We start from the raw sequence: 19,362 nt of genomic DNA, 5'->3' as shown, positions 1-19,362 counted from the left end.
CGCCGGGGCCCGTCCGGGTCAGGTGCGGGTCAGGTGCGGGTCAACGGGACGGCTCAGTCCTCCGTGTAGTCGATGACGACGCGGCCGGCGATCTTGCCGTGGTGCATCTCGTCCAGCACCGCGTTCACCTCGGACAGCGGACGCCGCGTGTAGGTGGGGTGGATCAGCCCGCGCGCGTAGAAGTCCAGCGCCTCGACCATGTCCTGGCGGGTCCCGACGATCGAGCCGCGGATCGTCAGGCCCTTCAGGACGATGTCGAAGATCGGCGCCGGGAAGTCTCCCGGCGGCAGCCCGTTGAACACGATCGTGCCGCCGCGGCGGGCCATGGCGATCGCCTGGCCGAAGGCCTTCGGGTGGACCGCGGTCACGAGCACGCCGTGGGCCCCTCCGGTCCTCTTCAGGATCTCCTCGGCCGGTTCGGCCACGTTGGCGTTGACCAGGACCTCCGCACCGTGCTCCTGGGCCAGCGCCAGCTTGTCGTCGGCGACGTCCACGGCGACCACGCGCATCCCCATGGCCACGGCGTACTGGACGGCGATGTGCCCCAGCCCGCCGATGCCGGAGATGACCACCCACTGGCCGGGACGGACCTCGGTCTGCTTCAGGCCCTTGTAGACGGTCACCCCGGCGCACAGTACGGGACCGACCTCGTACGGATCCGCACCCTCAGGGATGATCGCCGCGAACCTCGCGTCCACCAGCATGTACTCCCCGAAGGAGCCGTCGACGGAGTAGCCGCCGTTGGTCTGGCTCTCGCACAGGGTCTCCCAGCCGGTCCGGCAGTACTCACAACTGCCGCACGCACTCGACAGCCAGGCGTTGCCGACCATCTGTCCCACGGACACGTCGGTCACCCCCTCGCCGACCTTCTCGACGATGCCGACGCCCTCGTGCCCCGGGACGAAGGGCGGGGTGGGCTGCACGGGCCAGTCACCGTCCCGGGCATGCAGGTCGGTGTGGCACACGCCGGTGGAGATCAGCTTCACCAGCGCCTGGCCGGGCCCGGGTTCCGGGATGGGCAGGTCCTTGACGGTGAGGTCCTTGCCGAACGACTCGACGACGGCGGCCTTCATCATGTTCATGGCATCCTCCTAGATGCGGGAAAAGCGGGGTGTTCCTCTGAGGGGGGTCGGGGGCCGGGCCGGGTCTAGAAGAAGCCCTGCTTGCCCTCGGCGTACGACACCAGCAGGTTCTTGGTCTGCTGGTAGTGGTCCAGCATCATCAGGTGGTTCTCCCGGCCGATGCCGGAGGACTTGTACCCGCCGAAGGCGGAGTGCGCCGGATACGCGTGGTAGTTGTTCACCCAGACCCGGCCGGCCTGGATGGCCCGCCCGGCCCGGTAGGCGGTGTTCCCGTTGCGGGACCAGACCCCGGCGCCCAGGCCGTAGAGGGTGTCGTTGGCGATGGCCATGGCGTCGTCGAAGTCCCGGAAGGTGGTCAGCGAGACCACCGGGCCGAAGATCTCCTCCTGGAAGATGCGCATGTCGTTGGTGCCGCGGAAGATGGTCGGCTGCACGTAGTAGCCGCCCGCCAGGTCCCCGTCGAGCTCGGCCGGCGACCCGCCGATCAGCACCTCGGCGCCCTCCTGGCGGCCGATGTCCAGGTAGGACTTGATCTTCTCGAGCTGGTCGTTGGAGGCCTGGGCGCCCATCATGGTCTCCGGGTCCAGCGGGTTGCCCTGCTTGATGCGCCTCGTGCGCTCGACCACGGCGTCCAGGAAGCGGTCGGCGATGGACTCCTGGACCAGCGCGCGGGACGGGCAGGTGCAGACCTCGCCCTGGTTGAGGGCGAACATGGTGAAGCCCTCCTGGGCCTTGTCCCAGTAGGCGTCGTCGGCGGACATGACGTCCTCGAAGAAGACGTTGGGGGACTTGCCGCCCAGCTCGAGGGTCACCGGGATGAGGTTCTCGGAGGCGTACTGCATGATGAGCCGGCCCGTGGTGGTCTCACCCGTGAACGCGATCTTGCGGATGCGCTTGCTGGCGGCCAGCGGCTTGCCGGCCTCCAGGCCGAACCCGTTGACGATGTTCAGCACGCCGGGAGGCAGCAGGTCCCCGATCAGCTCGGCGAGCACGAGGATGGAGGCCGGGGTCTGCTCGGCCGGCTTGAGCACCACCGCGTTGCCCGCGGCCAGCGCCGGTGCGAGCTTCCAGACGGCCATGAGGATCGGGAAGTTCCACGGGATGATCTGCCCGACCACCCCGAGCGGCTCGTGGTAGTGGTAGGCGGTGGTGTTCTCGTCCAGCTGGGACAGGCTGCCCTCCTGCGTGCGGATGGCGCTGGCGAAGTAGCGGAAGTGGTCGATCGCCAGGGGCAGGTCGGCGTTGAGCGTCTCGCGGACGGCCTTGCCGTTGTCCCAGGTCTCGGCCACCGCGAGCATCTCCAGGTTCTGCTCCATGCGGTCCGCGATCCGGTTCAGGATCAGCGCCCGTTCGGCCGGCGATGTCCGGCCCCAGGCCGGCGCGGCGGCGTGGGCGGCGTCCAGTGCCGCCTCGATGTCCTCGGGCGTGCCCCGGCCGACCTCCGTGAACACCTGTCCGGTCACCGGGGTGGGGTTCTCGAAGTACTGGCCCTTCACGGGCGGGACCCACTCGCCGCCGATGTAGTGGTCGTAGCGGGGCCTGAAGCTGACCTTGGCACCCTCGGTGCCGGGGTTCGCGTAGACGGTGGTCTCGGGATCTGCGTAGACGGTCATGTCGACTCCTCGGGGATGGAACGGGCGCTACCCTGCGCTGACTGTGACGGTACTCACAGTGAGGTTGCATCCACGTTGCATCCGCGGGGGCGCGCCCCCCGGCCGGTCAGCCGCCTGCGGTGATCCGCTCGATCGTGCTCACGGCGAGCGCACGGCGCGGTGAGTCGGCCGGCAGCATGCGCAACGCCGTCGACCACAGGTCCAGGTCCCCGGCGGCCTCCGGACGCCCCAGGTACGCCCACAACTGCTCGAGGCCGGCGTCCTGCAGCACGGCCTCGCGCAGGTCCGCGTGCAGTTCCCGCCGGATCTCCACGATGCCGGGGGCCTCGGAGCGCGGCAGCACCATCCCGACGGCGCAGCGCAGGGCCGCGTCCAGGTCGCCGCGGCGCAGCGCGTCCCGGGCCAGGCCGGCGTCCGTGCGCAACGGCCCGCTGATGCGGTACGGGCGCGAGTCGAGCCCGATGCGACCGGCGTCCGGTGCATCCCCGGCCGGACCGGTCCCGGGGGCCGGGCCCGGGGTGGACGGGCCCGTGCCGCCCTCCGCGCATCCGGCCAGCATCCGGCGCAACCGGTGCAGCTCGGCCCGCAGGGTCACGTCCTGGCCGCGCCGGCCGTAGAGCATGTCCTCGAGCGCGGCCCCGTCCAGCCCGGGGGCGTGCCAGTCCAGCAGGGTGAGGATCTCCGCGTGCCGGCCGGACACCTCACGCAGGGCGGCGCCGTCCCGCCCCAACCGGGCCGGCAGCACCCCGGTGACCCGCAGCAGCAGGTCCCGGCCCGCGTCCCCGTGCGCGGGAGCACCCGGACCGGGGTCCACGCCGCCGGTGGAGGCAGTCCCGCCGGACGCGGCGGTTCGCGCCGTCGGGCCCGCTTCGCGCGCCGCACGGCCGGGCACGACGACGGTGGATCCGGCCGCCCGGCCGGCTCCCGTCCGCTGCCACGTCAGTTCGACCGCTGAGGCCGCGGCGGCCAGCAGCGGCAGGGCCAGCGGGGAGACGGCCTCGTCCCCGCCGGTCAGGTCCAGCACGCCGAGGATCGACCCGTCCGAGGGGTCCCGCAACGGCACCGCCGAGCAGCTCCAGGGGTGGACCACCGGGTGGAAGTGCTCGGCGCGGCTGACCTGCATGGGACGCCCGGTGGCCAGGGCGGCCCCGGGGGCGGAGGTGCCCACGGACGTCTCGGACCAGTCCGCTCCCGGCACGAAGCCCATCACCTCGGCGCGCCGGGCCGCGGCCGGGTCACCCTCCACCCAGAGCAGCTGGCCCGCGGCGTTGCCCAGGGCCACGATCAGTCCGGCGTCCGTCGCCGGCTGCACCAGCAGGCGGCGCACGACGGCCAGGACCCCCGCCAGGGGGTGCTCGCTGCGGGCGTGGCGCAGGTCGTCGTCGGCGAGCACCGCGGGCGCCGCCGAGGCGTCGATCCGGGCCCGGACGGCCAGGGACCGCCTCCAGGACTGGACCACGTCCTCCCGCAGCGGTCCGCCGTCCGGCAGCGGCAGGGCGGGGAGCCCGCGCCCACCGCCGTGGCACCGGCGGCCAGGGCCGCGAGCTCGTGGTGCGCCCGCTCCACGTGCCGCTGGTAGGAGGGCGCCGCGAGCCTGGGGATCACCGAGGATCCATCAGTCGCGAGCGGATGAGGAAGCGCTTGCCCTCGGGGGCCTCCACCGAGAACCCGGACCCCCGGCCGTCGACCACGTCCAGGGTCAGGTGGGTGTGCTTCCAGTACTCGAACTGCTCGCGGCTCATCCAGAAGGGCAGTTCGGTGCCGTCGGGCAGGTCGAAGGTGCCCAGCAGGATGTCGGCGTCACCGGTGCGGAAGTCACCGTCCGGGAAGCACATCGGCGAGGAGCCGTCGCAACACCCGCCGGACTGGTGGAACATCAACGGCCCGTGGACCCGCTGGAGGGCCTGCACCAGCTCCAGCGCGGCCCGGGTCATCCCGACGCGCGAGACCTGCTCACCGGGCACCTGGGGGCGGGCGTCGAGCACGGAGGGATGGCCGGCTCCACTCGGAGCCTCCGGGGACGCGGACGTCATCGCGGTCTCCTGGGGGTAGGGGATCCCCTCACCGTATCCTTAAACGTGACCCGCGTCACGATCAGTAGCCCGCGGGTGCGCACGGGGCCACCACCGGAGGACCGGCGGGACGGCCGCGACCCACCGCGTCCCCGCACCGGTATCCCGGGCCTGACCCGGGACGACCGGGACGGGGCCGCTCAGGCGGTCCGGGCCCGGGCGCGGCGCTCGGCCGCGGCGGCGATGTCCGCCAGGTCCTGGCCCATCGCCGTCCGGGAGACGGCCACCCCCAGGGGCGCCGTGAGGGCGCCCAGCAGCTTCCGCGCACGGCCGCCGTGCGCGTGCTCGCCCTGGAAGCGCATCACGAGCTGGGTCCGCGGAGAGGCATCGGCGCCTCCGGTGACCGGCCGCAGTTCGAACTCGGTGCGGTAGCGCATGCCGTGGGACTCGGCCCGCAGCTCGGTCCGGCGTCCGGGCTCGACGGCCGTGACGGTCATGTCCTCGGTGGCCTCCTGACCGAACATCACCCGGGACTCCCGCCAGCGGGTGCCGACCTGGTAACCGGTGTCCCCGGAGAGCCGTTCCACCCCGCGTACCCCGCCGAGCACCTGCGCGGTGCCCTCGAGGTCGGTCAGCACCTCCCAGACGGCGGCGGCGGGGGCGTTGACGTGGACGACGACGGACAGTGGCTTCATGGGGACGGACCTCGGTGGACGACAGGCGGAGCGGATGGGATCACCGTACCGCTCCGCCTGCCGTGCGCTGAACCGTTCCGGCCCAGGACTGAACCGTTCGGGTTCAGTACGCCTTGACGCGCTGCTCGACGATCAGGTGGATGAGGGCGAACCGGCCCTCGTCGTCGATGGCCTTGAGAGCGGCCTCCAGGGCGCCGGGCACCTCGGAGTCCTGCTCCACCCGCACGCCGAAGCCGCCGAAGGCCTCCGCGGCCTTGGCGAAATCGGGGTTCTTCAGCTGGGTGCCGGAGACGCGGCCCGGGTAGTCCCGCTCCTGGTGGGTGCGGATCGTGCCGTACTCCTGGTTGTCCATGACGATGATCAGCGGGGTGGCACCGTACTGGGCTGCGGTGGCCATCTCCTGGCCGTTCATCAGGAACTCGCCGTCCCCGGCGATGGTGACCACTCGGCGGCCCGGGTAGTTCAGGGACGCCGCCACGGCGGACGGCACCGAGTAGCCCATCGAGCCGTTGCGGGCCGAGATCATGGCCGCGTAGGAGTTGGTCGGGAAGTAGCGGTGCGCCCAGTTGGTGTGCTCACCGGCGCCCAGGGTGATCATGGCGTCCTCGGGCAGGGACTGCACCAGGTTGGCCATGAGGGTGTCCATGCGGGCCTGGCCCTCGGAGGGCTCGGCCGGCGGCAGGGCGGCGAACGCCTCCTGCTCGCAGCGCATCCGGGCGGTCCACTCCTTCCAGGAGTCCTTCACCTTGAGGTCCATGCGGACCAGGTCGCGCACGAACACGTCCGGCTTGGCCACGATCTGGTGGGAGACGGGGCCTGAGCGGCCGCGCAGGGACGGGTCGATGGTGACCAGGAAGTTCTTCTTGTCCCAGTGCTGGCGGATGGTGAAGCCGTCGGTGACGACGTCGCCCGGGACGGTGCCGACGAAGACGATGAGGTCGGTCTCCTCGAGCAGGTCATAGGTGGGCTTCGGGCGGCCGTAGCCGATCGGGCCCACGTAGGACGGCGAGTTGAAGGGCACGGTGCCCTCGGTGCGCCACTCGGCGGCGGCCGGGATGTGGTGCTCCTCCAGCCACGTGGTGAGCATCTCCGCGCCCTCGGTGGTCCAGTCGTTGCCGCCGGTGATGAACAGCGGCTTGTCCGCCTCCTGCAGTGCGTCGTGGAGCGACTTCCAGTCCTCGACGGTCATGCCGCCGGGGGCCACCGGGATGCAGGGGTGCAGCGTGGCGTCGACCTGCTCCTTGATGACGTCCTCGTGCAGGCCGACGATGACCGGGCCGGGACGGCCGGAGCTGGCGGCGAACATGGCCTCGGCGACGATCTCGGAGGCGCGGCTGGCGTGGTCGAGGGTCATCACGCGCTTGGCGCCGGACTCGAACCACATCTGCGGGTCGAACTCCTGGAACGCCTCCTTGCCGCGGTGCTCGAAGGGGATCAGGCCCACGAACAGCACCATCGCGGTGGAGTCCTGCCAGGCGGTGTGCAGGCCCACGTGGGCGTTCGCGGCACCGGGGCCGCGGGTGACCATGGCGATGCCCGGGACCGGGTTCATCTTGCCGTCGGCCTCGGCCATGTAGGCGGCCCCGCCCTCGTGGCGGCAGATCACGTTCTCGATGGAGGAGTTGTGCAGGCCGTCCAGCACGTCCAGGTAACTCTCCCCGGGCACCGAATAGACGCGCTTCACGCCGTGGGCCTCCAGCGTGTCCACGATGACGTGGCCGGCGGACTTGGTCTCGGACGTGTTCTGCTCAGTGCTCATCAAGGCTCCTTGGACTGTGTGCGGCGGCGGCACTGCCGCACCGCGACCCGGGTGTTCCCACGGGCGGGCCGGGGTGGACTCCGAGCAAAGATACCCCAGCGCACCGTACCGCCCGTCACCTGTGGCGGGATATGTCGTCAGTGGGCTGATGATCTCCCGGACCCGGCCCCGACCCGCCCCAACAGCCCCTCCGGACGGCCCCGGGCGGGCACCCTCCGCACCCCGCCGGCCACCGGCGGGGACGAATTCTGTCCTACAGGATCAACCGAAAGTACAGTGCTGAAATGTTCTCCCCCAACACCACGCGCCGTCTCACTCAGGCCGCAGCCCTTGCCAATACCGCCGCCGGTGACCACGGCGGCCAGACCCTTCCCGAACGACTCGACGAACAGCACCTGGCCGACATCCTCGCCGACGTGTCCCCCCACGCCGGCGAGGCCCGCCCCGCCGGCGCCGAGCCCTCCTCCAGCGCCACCCTGCGCTCGGTGCGCAAATTGCGGGCCGCCATCGCCGGCATCTGGCACGATGCCGCCGCCGAGGACGCCGGGGCCGCCCTGGCGGGCATCAACCACCTGCTCTCCGCCGCCGGCCCCGTGCAGCTGATCCTGCCCGGGGGGCCCGACGGCGAGAGGCCGGGCACCGCGGCCACGGCGCCGCACGCGGCGGGCGGGCCGGCGGCGGGTTCCCCGGCCCGGACCCCGGCGGTCCTGGACGCCGGACGCGAGGGCGATCCCGCGGAGAAGGAGCTGTCCACCGCCTTCGCACTGGCACTGACCGACGTGGCGCTGGCCGGGGAGCTCACCCGGCTGCGGACCTGTTCCGGGGAGGCGTGCGACAACGCCTTCGTGGACCTGACCCGCAATCGCTCCAAGCAGTTCTGCGATGAGGCCAACTGCGCCAACCGGGCCCATGTCCGTGCCTACCGGGCGCGCCGGGCGGCCGAGACGGGGGGCGAGGAGACCGGTGCGGTGTCCTCGGACCGGGCCGTGCAGCAGGACGCGGTCCGCGACAGGGCCCCGGACGGGGAGGGGACGAAGCCCGGCAAGAAGGCGAAGAAGGACAAGGGCAAGAAGAAGTCCAAGAAGCACAAGAAGTAGTGCGGGGACGCCGCGGGCACACCGCCGGGTGATGTCCGCGGCGTCGACGCCGGCCGGCGTCGGCCGCGGCGCGCAGGCGCGGAGGGCCTAACCGGCCCCGGGGCCCTCGTCGGAGGCGGCGCGACCGGCCGCCTCCTCGCGCCTGCGGCGCGCCTCGGCCTTGCGCCGGGCCACGGCCTGCTGGTGCAGTTCCTCCGAGGATCGGTGCACCCCGGAACCCTGGGACAGGTGCTCCGGGTTGTCCTTGGCGGCCAGCTGCAGCATGGCCACCACCACGAGGGACACGATGAAGAAGACGCCGAAGGCGATCAACGCGATGTCCACGCGCACCGGGTTGTCCGAGCCCCCGGAGGCGGTGAACATGGCGACCGCGCCGCCGATGACGGCCAGGGCGAAGGAGAAGACGAGCGGTCCCTTGATCGAGGCCAGGAACCCGGGCTTGCCCTCGTCCTTCCGGGCCCCGGACTGACGGGGGTCCCGGGACTGCGGGCCGGTGCTGGGCGTGCTCACGAACTGTTCTCCTGGTCTACGGGTTCCGGTACGGCGGCCGTGCGGGGCCGCGGCGCACCCGTCCATTCTACGGGGTGTAGAGAAACCTCTCGACCCAGGACCGGGAAACCGGCCCCTACCTGCGCGGGGCCCGGGGCTCGGCGGCCTCGCGGGCGGCCGGGCCGGCGTCGTGCCGGAAGCCGAAGCCGGAGATGGCCAGGAGCACGGCGATGACGATGGCCCCGCCGCCGACGATGCCGAGCATCCCGTGCGGGTCCAGGTGCAGGAAGATCAGCAGGCCGATGCCGGACAGGATGCCGACGCCGCCCGTGTAGAGCTGGTCGCGCGCGGGCACGAACTCCCTGCGGTACCGCGCCCAGGCCACCACCTCGGCGAGGCCGGACCCGATGAGCGCGACCGCGGCGATCAGGCCGGCGACGAACGCCGTGCCGGCGAAGAGCAGGGCGATCGCGCCGACCATGAACACGGCCGCGGCGATGGACAGCGGACCGCGCATGCCCGCGGGCACGGGCTCGCGGCGCAGGTACTCCCACAGCCCCGAGCCGGAGAACACGAAGTACGCGGCCAGGCCATACTTCAGCACGCCCAGACCCGGCTCCTGCAGGAAGATGGTGGTCAGGCCGAAGATCGCGGCGATGAGGGCGCGCACGAGGATCGGCTTCCACATGATCGCGGCGGTCTCGACGGGGGCTTTTGCGGCAGGCACCCGTCCATTCTAGGCCGGGTGCCGGAACGGGCCGGCCGTGGCCGGTCCGCCCTCACTGCTCGCCGGTGCGCATCCACGCGTCGGAACGCGCCCGCAGCCCGAGCGTCACGGCGCGGGCTCCCATGAAGACCCCCGCGAAACCGGCCCACAGCAGCGCGAGCTGGACGCCGGCACCGGGGGCCTGGCCACCCTGCGCCGCACCCGAGGCGAGCCACGCCAGTCCGGCGAGCGCGGGCAGGTACACCACCAGGTTCACGACGCCGACCAGGGCCAGGTAGCGGGCGTCGCCGGCCCCGATGAGCACGCCGTCCAGGACGAACACGAACCCGCTGACCGGCTGCGACGCCGCGAGCACCAGCAGGCCCGCGGTGGCCGCGGCCCGCACCGCCGGATCCGGCGTGAACAACGGCGGCAGCACCCAGGCCAGCACCGCCAGCAGCAGGCCGGTGACCAGCCCGAACCACAGGCTCCACCGGACCATGGTGCCGGTCAGGGCGCGCGCCTCGTCCCTGCGGCCGGCGCCCAGCTCCCGTCCGATGAGCGCCTGGGCGGCGATCGCCAGGGCGTCGAGGGCGAAGGCCAGGGTGGAGTAGACGGTGAACACGAGCTGGTGCGCGGCCAGCGTGGCCACGCCCAGTCCCGTGGCGGCCATGACGGTGGCCAGGATGGCCACCCGCAGGCTCGCGGTGCGCAACAGCAGCCAGGAGCCCACCTGCGCGGTCGCCCGCATACCCGCCCACGACGGCGCCAGGCCGGTCCCGGCGGCACGGAACCTGGGCAGCAGCACGGCCAGGTAGACGGCGAACATCCCCCACTGCACGATCGAGGTGCCCGCCGCGGACCCCGCCACGCCCAGTCCGAGGCCGTAGACCATGAGGAAGTTCAGCCCGATGTTGAGGCCGAAGCCCACCCCGGCCACGATCAGGGGCGTCCGGGTGTCCAGCAGTCCGCGCAGGATGCCGGTGGCGGCGAGCACGCCGAGCATGGCCGGGATACCCGGCATGGACCACTGCAGGTAGGCCACCGCGTGCTCCTGGACCGCCCCGTCCGCGCCGACCAGCCCGGCCAGCGGCGCGGCGGTGACCCAGCCGGCCACCGCCAGGGCGAGGCCGAGCAGCAGGGCCAGCCAGACGCCGTCGCGCCCGCGGTCCATGGCCGCGCGCCGGTTGCCCGCGCCCATGAAGCGGGACACCGCCGGGGTGGTCGAGTAGGCCAGGAAGATCATCAGCCCGGTCACGGTGTGCAGGATGGTGGTCCCCACCCCCACGCCGGCCAGTTGCGCCACGCCGAGGTGGCCGATGATCGCGGTGTCGGCGAGCAGGAACAGCGGCTCGGCCAGCAGGGCCCCGAAGGCAGGGACGGCCAGGGCGAGGATCTGCCGCGAGACCGGACGGGGGTCGCGCGGGGCCGCCCGGAGTCCGGGGCGCTCGGTGTCCCGGGTGGTCATGGGCCCTCGGCGGTGGTCATGGTCGCTCAGCTGACGAGCGGCAGCAGCGTGTAGGCCACCACGATCGAGACGAGGTTGTTGAACACGTGCAGGATCACCACGAACGCCAGTGACCTGCCCGTGAGGACGTAGGTCACGCAGATGGCCGCCGCCAGGGTCAGGTAGGGGACGACCTCCACGGGGTTGAACTGGAAGCCCGTGCTGATGAAGTGGATCATCGCGAACAGCACCATGGAGATCGCCACGCAGACCCAGACGTTGATGTACCGGGAGAGCTTGCCGATCATCAGGTGCCGGAAGATGTACTCCTCCACGAGGGGTGCCATCAGCACGGTCACCAGGAGCATGGGCAGGAAGTCGACCTGGGTGGTCATCTCCTCGATGGCCAGCTGGTTGGCGCTCTTGATCGGCTCGCCGGCCGCGAACACCACGAGGGCGTTGACCATGATGCACGCGAGCCAGACGCCCGGGATGAGGCCCGCCTTCAGCCAGCCCCGGTCCCGGAAGGTCTGGAAGGACCGCACGAACGGCCGCCAGCAGGCGATGAGCACCAGCGCGGAGAGCACTGCGTAGGAGATGAGGTTCACGGCGAAGGTGAACGAGGCCGTGTTGACGGTGCCGTCCGCGTCCGTGAACCGGTCCATGAACCCCGGGACCAGGGCCACGACCGCCGCGCCGCCCAGGATGAAGATCAGCACGTACGCCAGGACCGTGGCCAGGTCCATCCACGTGAAGGGTCCCGGGTCCAGCACGATCCGCTCGCGCTGTGCCCGTCCCGGCCAGCCCGGGGGGATGCCGCCCGGTCCGCCGTGGGCCGGCTGGACACCGGACGGGGCACCCGGGACGGAGAGGGCACCGGGGGCGGACGGAGCACCCGGCATCCCGGCGGTGCGGGGGCCGGATCCGGGGTGACCGTACCGTTGTCCCCGCTTCGGCCACCCGGGCGGGATGTCCTGCGCGGCGGACTGCGGGCCCGGCGGCGGGGCGGAGTGCTGGTACTGCGGTGCCTGCCGCGGGTCCTGGGTCATGAGGCCATGCTATCGGCGGGCCCCGGGAGGTCAGGCGCTGCCGCGGGTGAAGATCGCGGCACGGACGTCGTCGTCCTCCTCGAGCCCGGCCCCGAGCGCCGAGCCGATCGTGGCCAGCCCGCCCACGAACCAGGCGAGCTTGAGGTACTGGGGGAAGTGCGCGGGGTCTCCCGTGACCTCCGCGAACACGTCGGGGTCCACCAGCAGCAAGGCGCCGGCCAGGGCCGCCGCGAACAGACCCACGTGCAGCACCACCACCCCGATCAGCACGGAGGAGACCGTGGCGATGTTGAACACGGCGACCTGCTCACGTTCGGCGCGGCGCCGCGGCCTCTCCCACAGGTTCGCGCCCACCACGAGGGACACCGTCACGGACAGGACGGCCACGGCGCCCACGAGCGCCATCTGCAGCCCGTCGTACTCCGCCGAGAGCAGCCACAGGTCGGTGGTGATGAGGGTCAGCGCGCCGGTCGCCAGGGCCGCGGACAGCGAGCGGGACAGGCTCGCGGCGAGCAGCCACGGCCGGTTGGCCCGGATGGTGCCGAGGAGCAGCCGGGCGTTCGAGGACCCCACCCGCCAGGCGAACAGTCCACCGTTCTCGGCGCCGCGGTCCTCGACGTCCGTGGCCAGCTGGCGCGCCGCGTCCACGGCGGACCGCAGTTGCTGCGGCGAGGGACCACCCTCGTCCGGGTCCAGGCCGAGGATCCGTGCGACGACGTCACGCACGGCGTCCGCGACACCCACCCCCGCCAGGTCCAGGGACACGACCCCGGCTGAGTGCGCGGGGGAGACCTGCGCGGTCAGCGAGTGCCGGCCCTGCCGCAACGGCTCCTGGCACACGCCGACCGCCAGGTCCCAGTCCCGGTCGAGCATGCGGTCCCGCGTGGACTCGAGAAGGTCCAGCGAGTCCTCGTCCTCGGAATCCCCGAGGTGTCCCCGCTCCACCTGGACCTGCCACGACAACCCCGGGTAGGCGGCTGCCAGCCCGTCCTCGAGTTCCGCGGCCAGGGTTCCCTCCTGCGCCGGAGCGGACACGTCCGCCCGGATCAGCACGCCCAACCGGACGGTGGTCCCGGGACGGGCCGAGTCCGCGCCCGGGGCGCCCGGGGCGTCCGGGGCCCGGTGCGCCGAGGCCGCTTCCCCGTCCGGTGCCCTCACCGGTCGCGGATCCCGGACTCGTCCGGCTCGGGGTCCGTCACCACGGGTACGGGACCGGTCACCACGGGAACCGGCCCGGTCACCACGGGAACCGGACCGGTCACCACGGGAACCGGCCCGGTGCCGGCCGGGACCGTCCCCTCGCCGCTGACCGGGAGGGCGCCGGTGCCCGGCGAGAGCGCCTCCGTCTCGGCATCGAGGTCCACGCCCGCGGTGAACTGGGACATGTACAGCCGGTGGTAGGCGCCCCCGGCGGCGAGCAGCTGATCGTGGGAGCCCTGCTCCACGATGTCCCCGTGCTCCATCACCAGGATCACGTCCGCGTCGCGGATGGTGGACAGCCGGTGGGCGATGACGAACGAGGTCCGGTCGGTCCGCAGCGCCGCCATGGCCTCCTGGACCAGCACCTCGGTCCGGGTGTCCACGGACGAGGTGGCCTCGTCCAGGATCAGCAGGGCGGGATCGGCCAGGAAGGCGCGGGCGATCGTGATGAGCTGGCGCTCCCCGGCGGAGACGTTGGCGCCCTCGTCCTCGATGACCGTGTCGTAGCCGTCCGGCAGGGTGTGCACGAAGCGGTCCACGAACGTGGCCCGCGCCGCGGCCACGACCTCCTCGTCCGTGGCGTCCAGCCGCCCGTACCGGATGTTCTCCCGGATGGTCCCGCCGAACAGGACGGCGTCCTGCAGCACCATGCCCACCTGGCCGCGCAGCACGCTCCGCTGCAGGGAGCGGATGTCCACGCCGTCGAGGCGGATCGCGCCGGCGTCGATCTCGTAGAACCGCATGATGAGGTTCACCAGCGTGGTCTTCCCGGCACCGGTGGGCCCGACGATGGCGATGGTGTGGCCGGGCTCGGCGGTCAGGGACAGGTCCGTGATGAGCGGCTTCTCCGGGGTGTAGGAGAAGGACACGTGGTCGAACTCGATCCGCCCGAGCACCGGCCGGGCCAGGTCCGCCGGCCGGCGCCCGGCCGGGTCCAGGGTGCCCGCGCGTTCCTGGTCGGCCAGGTCCGGGTCCTGTTCCTCGGCGTCGAGCAGCTCGAAGATCCGCTCGGCGGAGGCCACGCCGGAGATGAGCATGTTGGACATGCCCGCCACCTGGCCCAGCGGCTGGTTGAACTCCCGCGAGTACTGGATGAACGCCGTGACGGCGCCGAGGGTCATCTGGCCCGTGGCCACCCGCAGACCGCCCACCACGGCGATGCCCACGTAGCCGAGGTAGTTCACCCACTGCATGATCGGCATGATCATCCCGGAGTAGAACTGCGCCCGGAACGAGGCCTCGTAGAGCTCCTCGTTGCGCTCGTCGAAGCGGGCGCCCATGTCCTGCTGGCGGCCGAACGCCGTCACCAGCTCGTGCCCCGTGAAGGACTCCTCGATGTGGCCGTTGAGCCGGCCGGTGTTCTTCCACTGCGCGGTGAACAGCTTCTGCGACTTCGACCCGATGATTCCCACCACCACGCCGGACAACGGGAGCGCGACCAACGCGATGAGCGCCAGCTGCCAGGACAGCCAGAACATCATGATGACGATGCCGATGATCGTCAGCGCCGAGTAGACCAGGGTGGCGAACGCCTGCTGCATGGCCTGCTGGACATTGTCCACGTCATTGGTCGTCCGGGACAGCAGGTCACCGCGCTGCCGGGTGTCGAAGTAGCTCAGCGGCAGGCGGTTGACCTTGGCCTCGATGTCCTGGCGCAACCGGTAGACCACGCGCATGACGATGTCATTCAGGACCCGCCCCTGCAGCCACATGAACAGCTGGGCCACCACGTACATGCCGAGCACGATGAGGATGAGCCGGGCCAGTTCCGCGAAGTCGATGCCCTGGCCGGGCACGAAGTCCATCCCGGACAGCATGTCCGCCGCCTGGGCCTGGCCAGTGGCGCGCAGCCCGTCGATGACCTGTTCGGCGGTCATGCCGGCCGGCATCTGGGCTGAGACCAGGCCACCGAAGATCACGTTCATCGCGTCGCCGAGGATGGCGGGGGCCCAGACGTTGAAGACCACGGCCACGACGACCAGCACCACGACCAGCGTCATGCCGGTCCGCTCGGGCCCGAAGGTGGCGAACAGGCGCTTGGCCGAGGGCCAGAACGCCTTGGCCCTGCGGGGAGCCGAGGTGCCGCCCCACTCGTCGGGTCCCACGCTGTCCTGCAGCTCGGCGATCTCCTCGTCCGTGATCGCGCCGGCGTCGTCGGCACCCTGCCCCCGGCGGTCCGTCGCGCGCAGGGCCCTCCGGCCCCTCTTCCGGTTCGCTCGGTCCGCGCTCATGCCACTTCCTCCGCACTGATCTGGGAGTCCACGATCTCCCGGTAGGTCTCCGACGTCGCGAGCAGTTCCTCATGGGTGCCGCGGCCGACGATCCGGCCCTCGTCCAGGACCAGGATCTGGTCGGCGTCGGTGATGGTGGAGACGCGCTGGGCCACGATGATCGTGGTGGCCCCCCGGGTGTACCCGGTCAGGGCCTGGCGCAGCCGGGCGTCGGTCGTGACGTCGAGCGCCGAGAACGAGTCGTCGAACACGTAGACCCGGGGCCGGGCCACGAGCGCCCGGGCGATGCACAGGCGCTGGCGCTGGCCCCCGGAGACGTTGGTGCCGCCCTGGGAGATGGCGGAGTCCAGTCCGGTGCGGGCCGCCTCCCCCTCCCCCGTCGTGCGGTCCCGGACGAATTCCGTGGCCTGGGCCGTGTCCAGGGCCGCCCACAGCTCGGCGTCCGTGGCGTCTGGGTTGCCGAACCGGAGGTTGTCCGCCACGGACCCGGAGAACAGGAACGGCTTCTGGGGGACCAGCCCCACGGCCGCTGTGAGCGAGGCCCTGGCCTGCTCGGTCACCGGCACCCCGTCGATGAGGACCTCTCCGCCGGTGGCGTCGTAGAGCCGGGGGATGAGGTTCACCAGCGTCGACTTGCCCGAGCCGGTGGAGCCGATGATCGCGGTCGTGCGGCCCGGCTCTGCGATGAAGGAGATGCCGTCCAGCACGGGCGACTCCGCACCCGGGTAGGCGAAGCGGACATCGCGCAGTTCCACCCGGCCCTCCTGGCGCTCGGGCACCCTGGGGGCGACCGGTTCCCGGAGCGAGCCGGAGGTGGACAGCACCTCACCGATCCGCCGGGCACAGACGACGGCCCGCGGGAGCATCATGAACATGAAGGTGCCCATCATGACGGCCATGAGGATCTGCAGGAGGTACTGCATGAACGCGGTCAGGGCGCCGACCTCCACGAGTCCCTGGTCCACGCGCAGGCCGCCGAACCAGAGCACGGCGGCGGTGGCCAGGTGCAGGACCATGGTGATGACCGGGCCCATCAGGACGAACAGCCGGCCGATCCGGACCGAGGTGTCCGTCAGCGCGGCGTTGGCGTCCGTGAACCGCTGGGCCTCGTGGCGTTCCCGGACGAAGGCGCGGACCACGCGGATGCCCATGATCTGTTCGCGCATCACGCCGTTCACGCCGTCGATGTTGTCCTGCATCCGCTCGAACAACGGCATGAGGGTGCGCACGAGCAGGCCGACGATGACCAGCAGGAGGGGAACCGAGACCCACACGAGCCAGGACAGGCCGGGATCCTCCTGGATCGCCATGATGATGCCGCCGATGGACATGATCGGGACCATGACCATGAAGTTCAGCGCCATGAGCACGACCATCTGCACCTGCTGGACGTCGTTCGTGCCGCGGGTGATGAGGGTGGGCGCACCGAAGCGTCCGACCTCCTCGGCGGAGAACCCGTCCACCTGGGAGTACACGGCCTTGCGGACGTCCCGGCCGAGGGCCATCGCCACGCGGGCGCCGAACCAGACGGCGGCGATCGCCGTGGCCACCTGGACGATGGCGACGCCGAGCATCACCGCCCCGGTCCGCCAGATGTAGCCGGTATCGCCCCGGGCGATGCCGTCGTCGATGATGTCGGCGTTCAGGCTCGGCAGGTACAGCGTGGCCAGGGTGGCGGCCAGTTGCAGCACCAGGACCGCTACGACGGAGCGCCAGTAGGGCCTGCCGTAGTGCCGGACGAGTTTCCAGAGCACGGTTCACTCCCGGGTCATAGAGGGGTCCGCGAAGGATCCGCTTCGACGGACGAGGGTGGCGGGGACCGTGACGGGACCCCGTGACCGCGCGCCAGGGCCGTGACGGGGTGGCGGGAGGTCGGGGACCGGAATGGTCCGTGGTCCATCATGCCCTACCCGGTTCGCCACCGGGGCCGGCGCGGGCCCGCCGGGAGGGATCCCGCAGGATCGGAATCACCCGGCCGCAGGGGCGCGGGGTGCGCGCCGCGGCCCCGGGCGGGGAGGGGATCAGGTCAGGTGGTCGCAGCGGCCCTCGGCCCAGTCCGCGTGGCGCCGCGCGGAGCGGTGCACCACGGCGCGGGCCTCCGCGGTGATGCAGCCGGTGAAGTTGTCGTAGAGCCGGTCGTAGTCGTACCGGTCCAGGTGGTCGGCGATCCGCAGCGCCACCTGCCCGGACAGGGGCAGGTAGTTCGGGAAGGACCGCATGAACGTGGTCCAGGCCCGGTCCCGCGCCACGCCCACGGTGTCCCCGGCCAGCAGCACCCCCCGCCCGTCCTCAGCGGTGTAGTGCACCACCACGCTGCCCGGGAAGTGGCCACCGGGCTGGGAGGCCGTGACCCCGGGCAGGGGCTCGATCGTCCCGGACCACAGCTCGAGGTTCCCCGGCCGCCGGGCCAGCCACGCGGCGTCGGGCGCGGAGACGTAGACCGGCACGCCGTCGAACGCCTCGGACCAGTCCGACTGGACCCCGTACATGTGCGGGTGGGAGGCGATGATCCCGGCCAGCCCGCCGAGGCCGGCCACCGCGTCCACGGCCGCCCGGTCGATGTGGGCGGGGACGTCCACCAGGAGGTTCCCGGCCGGCGTCGTCAGCAGCTTGGCATGCTGACCGATCCCGGCCCCGCCGCGCACCGGCAGCGCCCAGAGTCCCGGCTCCAGCGGGGCCGGCTGCACGCGGGCACCGCCGGCGCGCAGGGCGCCCACGGTCGTCCAGCGCTGGCCGTCGGCCGGGACCCACTGGCGGTCGTCGGCGCAGATCGCGCACGTCCCGGGCAGGGCGTCCGGGTCGTGTTCCACCCCGCAGGTGGTGCACAGGACGGTCCGGTCCCACGGCTGGTCAGGTGTCGGCTGGGTGTCCATGGTCAGTGCAGTGTAGGCAACGCGCCGCGGGACGGGACAGGCCCCGGGGCGTCAGCCCCCGGCCCACTCGTGGGAGGCCTTGTTGCGCAGGCCGACCAGTTCCAGCGCCCTGCGCTCCAGGGACTGGTCCTGTTCGGTCACCGCGCGCCACTGCTTGACCGGCACGGCCTTGCCGTTGGTCCCGGTCGAGACCATCACGGTGAGCCCGTGGGCGATCAGCTTGGGCTCGCGCTCGCGGCGGTCCCCGGCCCGGGCGCGGATGGAGACGTGCATGGAGCGTGCCGAGGTGTGGACCAGGCGGGCCTCGATCTCCACCAGGTCCCCCACCCGCACCGGCTGGTAGAAGCGGACGCCGCCGGCGAAGACCGCCACGACCGGCAGTCCGGACCAGCGGGAGGCGCAGACGTTGGCGGCCTCGTCGATCCAGCGCATCACGGCACCGGCCTGGACCTTCTCCCCGGGGTAGACCTCCCGGGTGTTGGCCACGAAGCGCAACACCACGGTCTCGGCGGTCAGCTCCCCCTCCGGGGGCGGGGCGGAGACCATGGCCTCCTCCACCTCACGGCGGATGGTGCCGCGGACCCTGGCCAGCCGCGCGCGCTCCAGCTCCTCCGGGGTGCTCGGTTCCCACGGACGGACGGGCACCGGCCCACCGGCGTCGTCCACGGCCACGTAGACCATGACGCACTCGGTGCACACCACGGCCTTGCCGTGCTGGTCCCGGGTGTCCGGCAGGACCACACGGGTCTGCACGTGCACCGAGGTCCGGCCCGTGTACACCACGCGGGCCTCGACGATCACGCGGGTCTCCACGGGCACCGGGTTGGCGAAGTGCATGTTCCCCACGTAGGAGCCCACCACGTCACCACCGGACCAGCTGGCGGCCGCGGCGTAGGCCGTCTTGTCGATCCAGGTCATCACGGTTCCGGCGTCGACCGAGCCGTCCGGGTGGTCATAGGCCTCGGCACGGAACTGGAGGGCGACGGAACTTCGGGGCATGACACGAAACTAGCACCCGTGACATACGCCACGTTGCCGCCATTCTCACCCAGCGGAACCGGAGGCAGGTGTGCGGGGCGGGCCGGCGGGCATTCACGTTCGGCCGGACA

General features: G+C 72.0%; 16 protein-coding genes. 1 reads left to right on the top strand and 15 read right to left on the bottom strand.

All coding sequences use genetic code 11. The features are described 5' to 3' along the window. Positions 1–53: 53 nt before the first annotated feature. The 6 genes from adhP to Q0283_RS05490 all read right to left on the bottom strand — a co-directional run bounded on the left by adhP (position 54) and on the right by Q0283_RS05490 (position 7,161). On the bottom strand, positions 54–1,082 hold the full coding sequence (adhP, locus tag Q0283_RS05515) for an alcohol dehydrogenase AdhP (RefSeq protein WP_183529631.1): 1,029 nt from the start codon (positions 1,080–1,082) through the stop codon (positions 54–56). 65 nt (positions 1,083–1,147) lie between these two features. Continuing rightward, complete coding sequence (locus Q0283_RS05510; RefSeq protein WP_183529633.1) at positions 1,148–2,695, bottom strand: aldehyde dehydrogenase family protein; 1,548 nt, start codon at positions 2,693–2,695, stop codon at positions 1,148–1,150. A gap of 106 nt (positions 2,696–2,801) precedes the next feature. Next, a complete protein-coding gene (locus tag Q0283_RS05505; protein WP_298043566.1) occupies positions 2,802–4,154 on the bottom strand; it encodes a GAF domain-containing protein in 1,353 nt (450 codons plus the stop codon). 142 nt (positions 4,155–4,296) lie between these two features. Then, a complete protein-coding gene (locus Q0283_RS05500) occupies positions 4,297–4,728 on the bottom strand; it encodes a DUF779 domain-containing protein (RefSeq protein WP_183529637.1) in 432 nt (143 codons plus the stop codon). A 179-nt stretch (positions 4,729–4,907) separates the two neighbouring features. After that, positions 4,908–5,402, bottom strand: a complete 495-nt coding sequence (locus tag Q0283_RS05495) for an SRPBCC family protein (RefSeq protein ID WP_298043564.1) — start codon at positions 5,400–5,402, stop codon at positions 4,908–4,910. Positions 5,403–5,505: 103 nt separating this feature from the next. Beyond that, positions 5,506–7,161, bottom strand: a complete 1,656-nt coding sequence (locus Q0283_RS05490) for a thiamine pyrophosphate-dependent enzyme (protein WP_183529641.1) — start codon at positions 7,159–7,161, stop codon at positions 5,506–5,508. Positions 7,162–7,445: 284 nt separating this feature from the next. Here Q0283_RS05490 and Q0283_RS05485 point away from each other — a divergent pair, with 284 nt between their 5' ends. Next, positions 7,446–8,258, top strand: a complete 813-nt coding sequence (locus tag Q0283_RS05485) for a CGNR zinc finger domain-containing protein (RefSeq protein ID WP_298043561.1) — start codon at positions 7,446–7,448, stop codon at positions 8,256–8,258. Between the two features lie 87 nt (positions 8,259–8,345). Here the strand turns inward: Q0283_RS05485 and Q0283_RS05480 are convergent, their stop codons facing one another. The 9 genes from Q0283_RS05480 to Q0283_RS05440 all read right to left on the bottom strand — a co-directional run bounded on the left by Q0283_RS05480 (position 8,346) and on the right by Q0283_RS05440 (position 19,252). Beyond that, entirely contained in the window at positions 8,346–8,768 is a 423-nt protein-coding gene (locus tag Q0283_RS05480) for a hypothetical protein (protein ID WP_298043559.1), read from the bottom strand. A 115-nt stretch (positions 8,769–8,883) separates the two neighbouring features. After that, a complete protein-coding gene (locus Q0283_RS05475) occupies positions 8,884–9,474 on the bottom strand; it encodes a hypothetical protein (protein WP_298043557.1) in 591 nt (196 codons plus the stop codon). A gap of 52 nt (positions 9,475–9,526) precedes the next feature. Continuing rightward, positions 9,527–10,921 (bottom strand): MATE family efflux transporter, encoded by a 1,395-nt coding sequence (locus Q0283_RS05470; RefSeq protein ID WP_298043555.1) that lies wholly within the window; start codon positions 10,919–10,921, stop codon positions 9,527–9,529. Between the two features lie 26 nt (positions 10,922–10,947). Further along, positions 10,948–11,949: a CPBP family intramembrane glutamic endopeptidase gene (locus tag Q0283_RS05465; RefSeq protein WP_298043553.1), complete on the bottom strand. Its 1,002-nt coding sequence runs from the start codon at positions 11,947–11,949 to the stop codon at positions 10,948–10,950. A gap of 30 nt (positions 11,950–11,979) precedes the next feature. Further along, on the bottom strand, positions 11,980–13,107 hold the full coding sequence (locus Q0283_RS05460; protein WP_298043551.1) for a hypothetical protein: 1,128 nt from the start codon (positions 13,105–13,107) through the stop codon (positions 11,980–11,982). Beyond that, a complete protein-coding gene (locus Q0283_RS05455; protein WP_298043549.1) occupies positions 13,104–15,380 on the bottom strand; it encodes an ABC transporter ATP-binding protein in 2,277 nt (758 codons plus the stop codon). Before Q0283_RS05455 ends, Q0283_RS05460 begins: the two co-directional genes overlap by 4 nt. Continuing rightward, the gene (locus Q0283_RS05450; RefSeq protein ID WP_298043547.1) at positions 15,377–17,134 is read right to left on the bottom strand and encodes an ABC transporter ATP-binding protein; all 1,758 of its coding nucleotides are present in this window, start codon (positions 17,132–17,134) and stop codon (positions 15,377–15,379) included. Before Q0283_RS05450 ends, Q0283_RS05455 begins: the two co-directional genes overlap by 4 nt. Before the next feature lie 267 nt (positions 17,135–17,401). Further along, complete coding sequence (locus Q0283_RS05445; protein WP_298043545.1) at positions 17,402–18,253, bottom strand: hydrolase; 852 nt, start codon at positions 18,251–18,253, stop codon at positions 17,402–17,404. 51 nt (positions 18,254–18,304) lie between these two features. Next, positions 18,305–19,252 (bottom strand): acyl-CoA thioesterase, encoded by a 948-nt coding sequence (locus Q0283_RS05440; RefSeq protein ID WP_183529659.1) that lies wholly within the window; start codon positions 19,250–19,252, stop codon positions 18,305–18,307. Positions 19,253–19,362 lie beyond the last annotated feature (110 nt).

The organism is uncultured Citricoccus sp. (genome assembly GCF_937871995.1).
Taxonomy (GTDB): domain Bacteria; phylum Actinomycetota; class Actinomycetes; order Actinomycetales; family Micrococcaceae; genus Citricoccus.
This window is presented reverse-complemented; position numbering and strand designations above follow the sequence as displayed.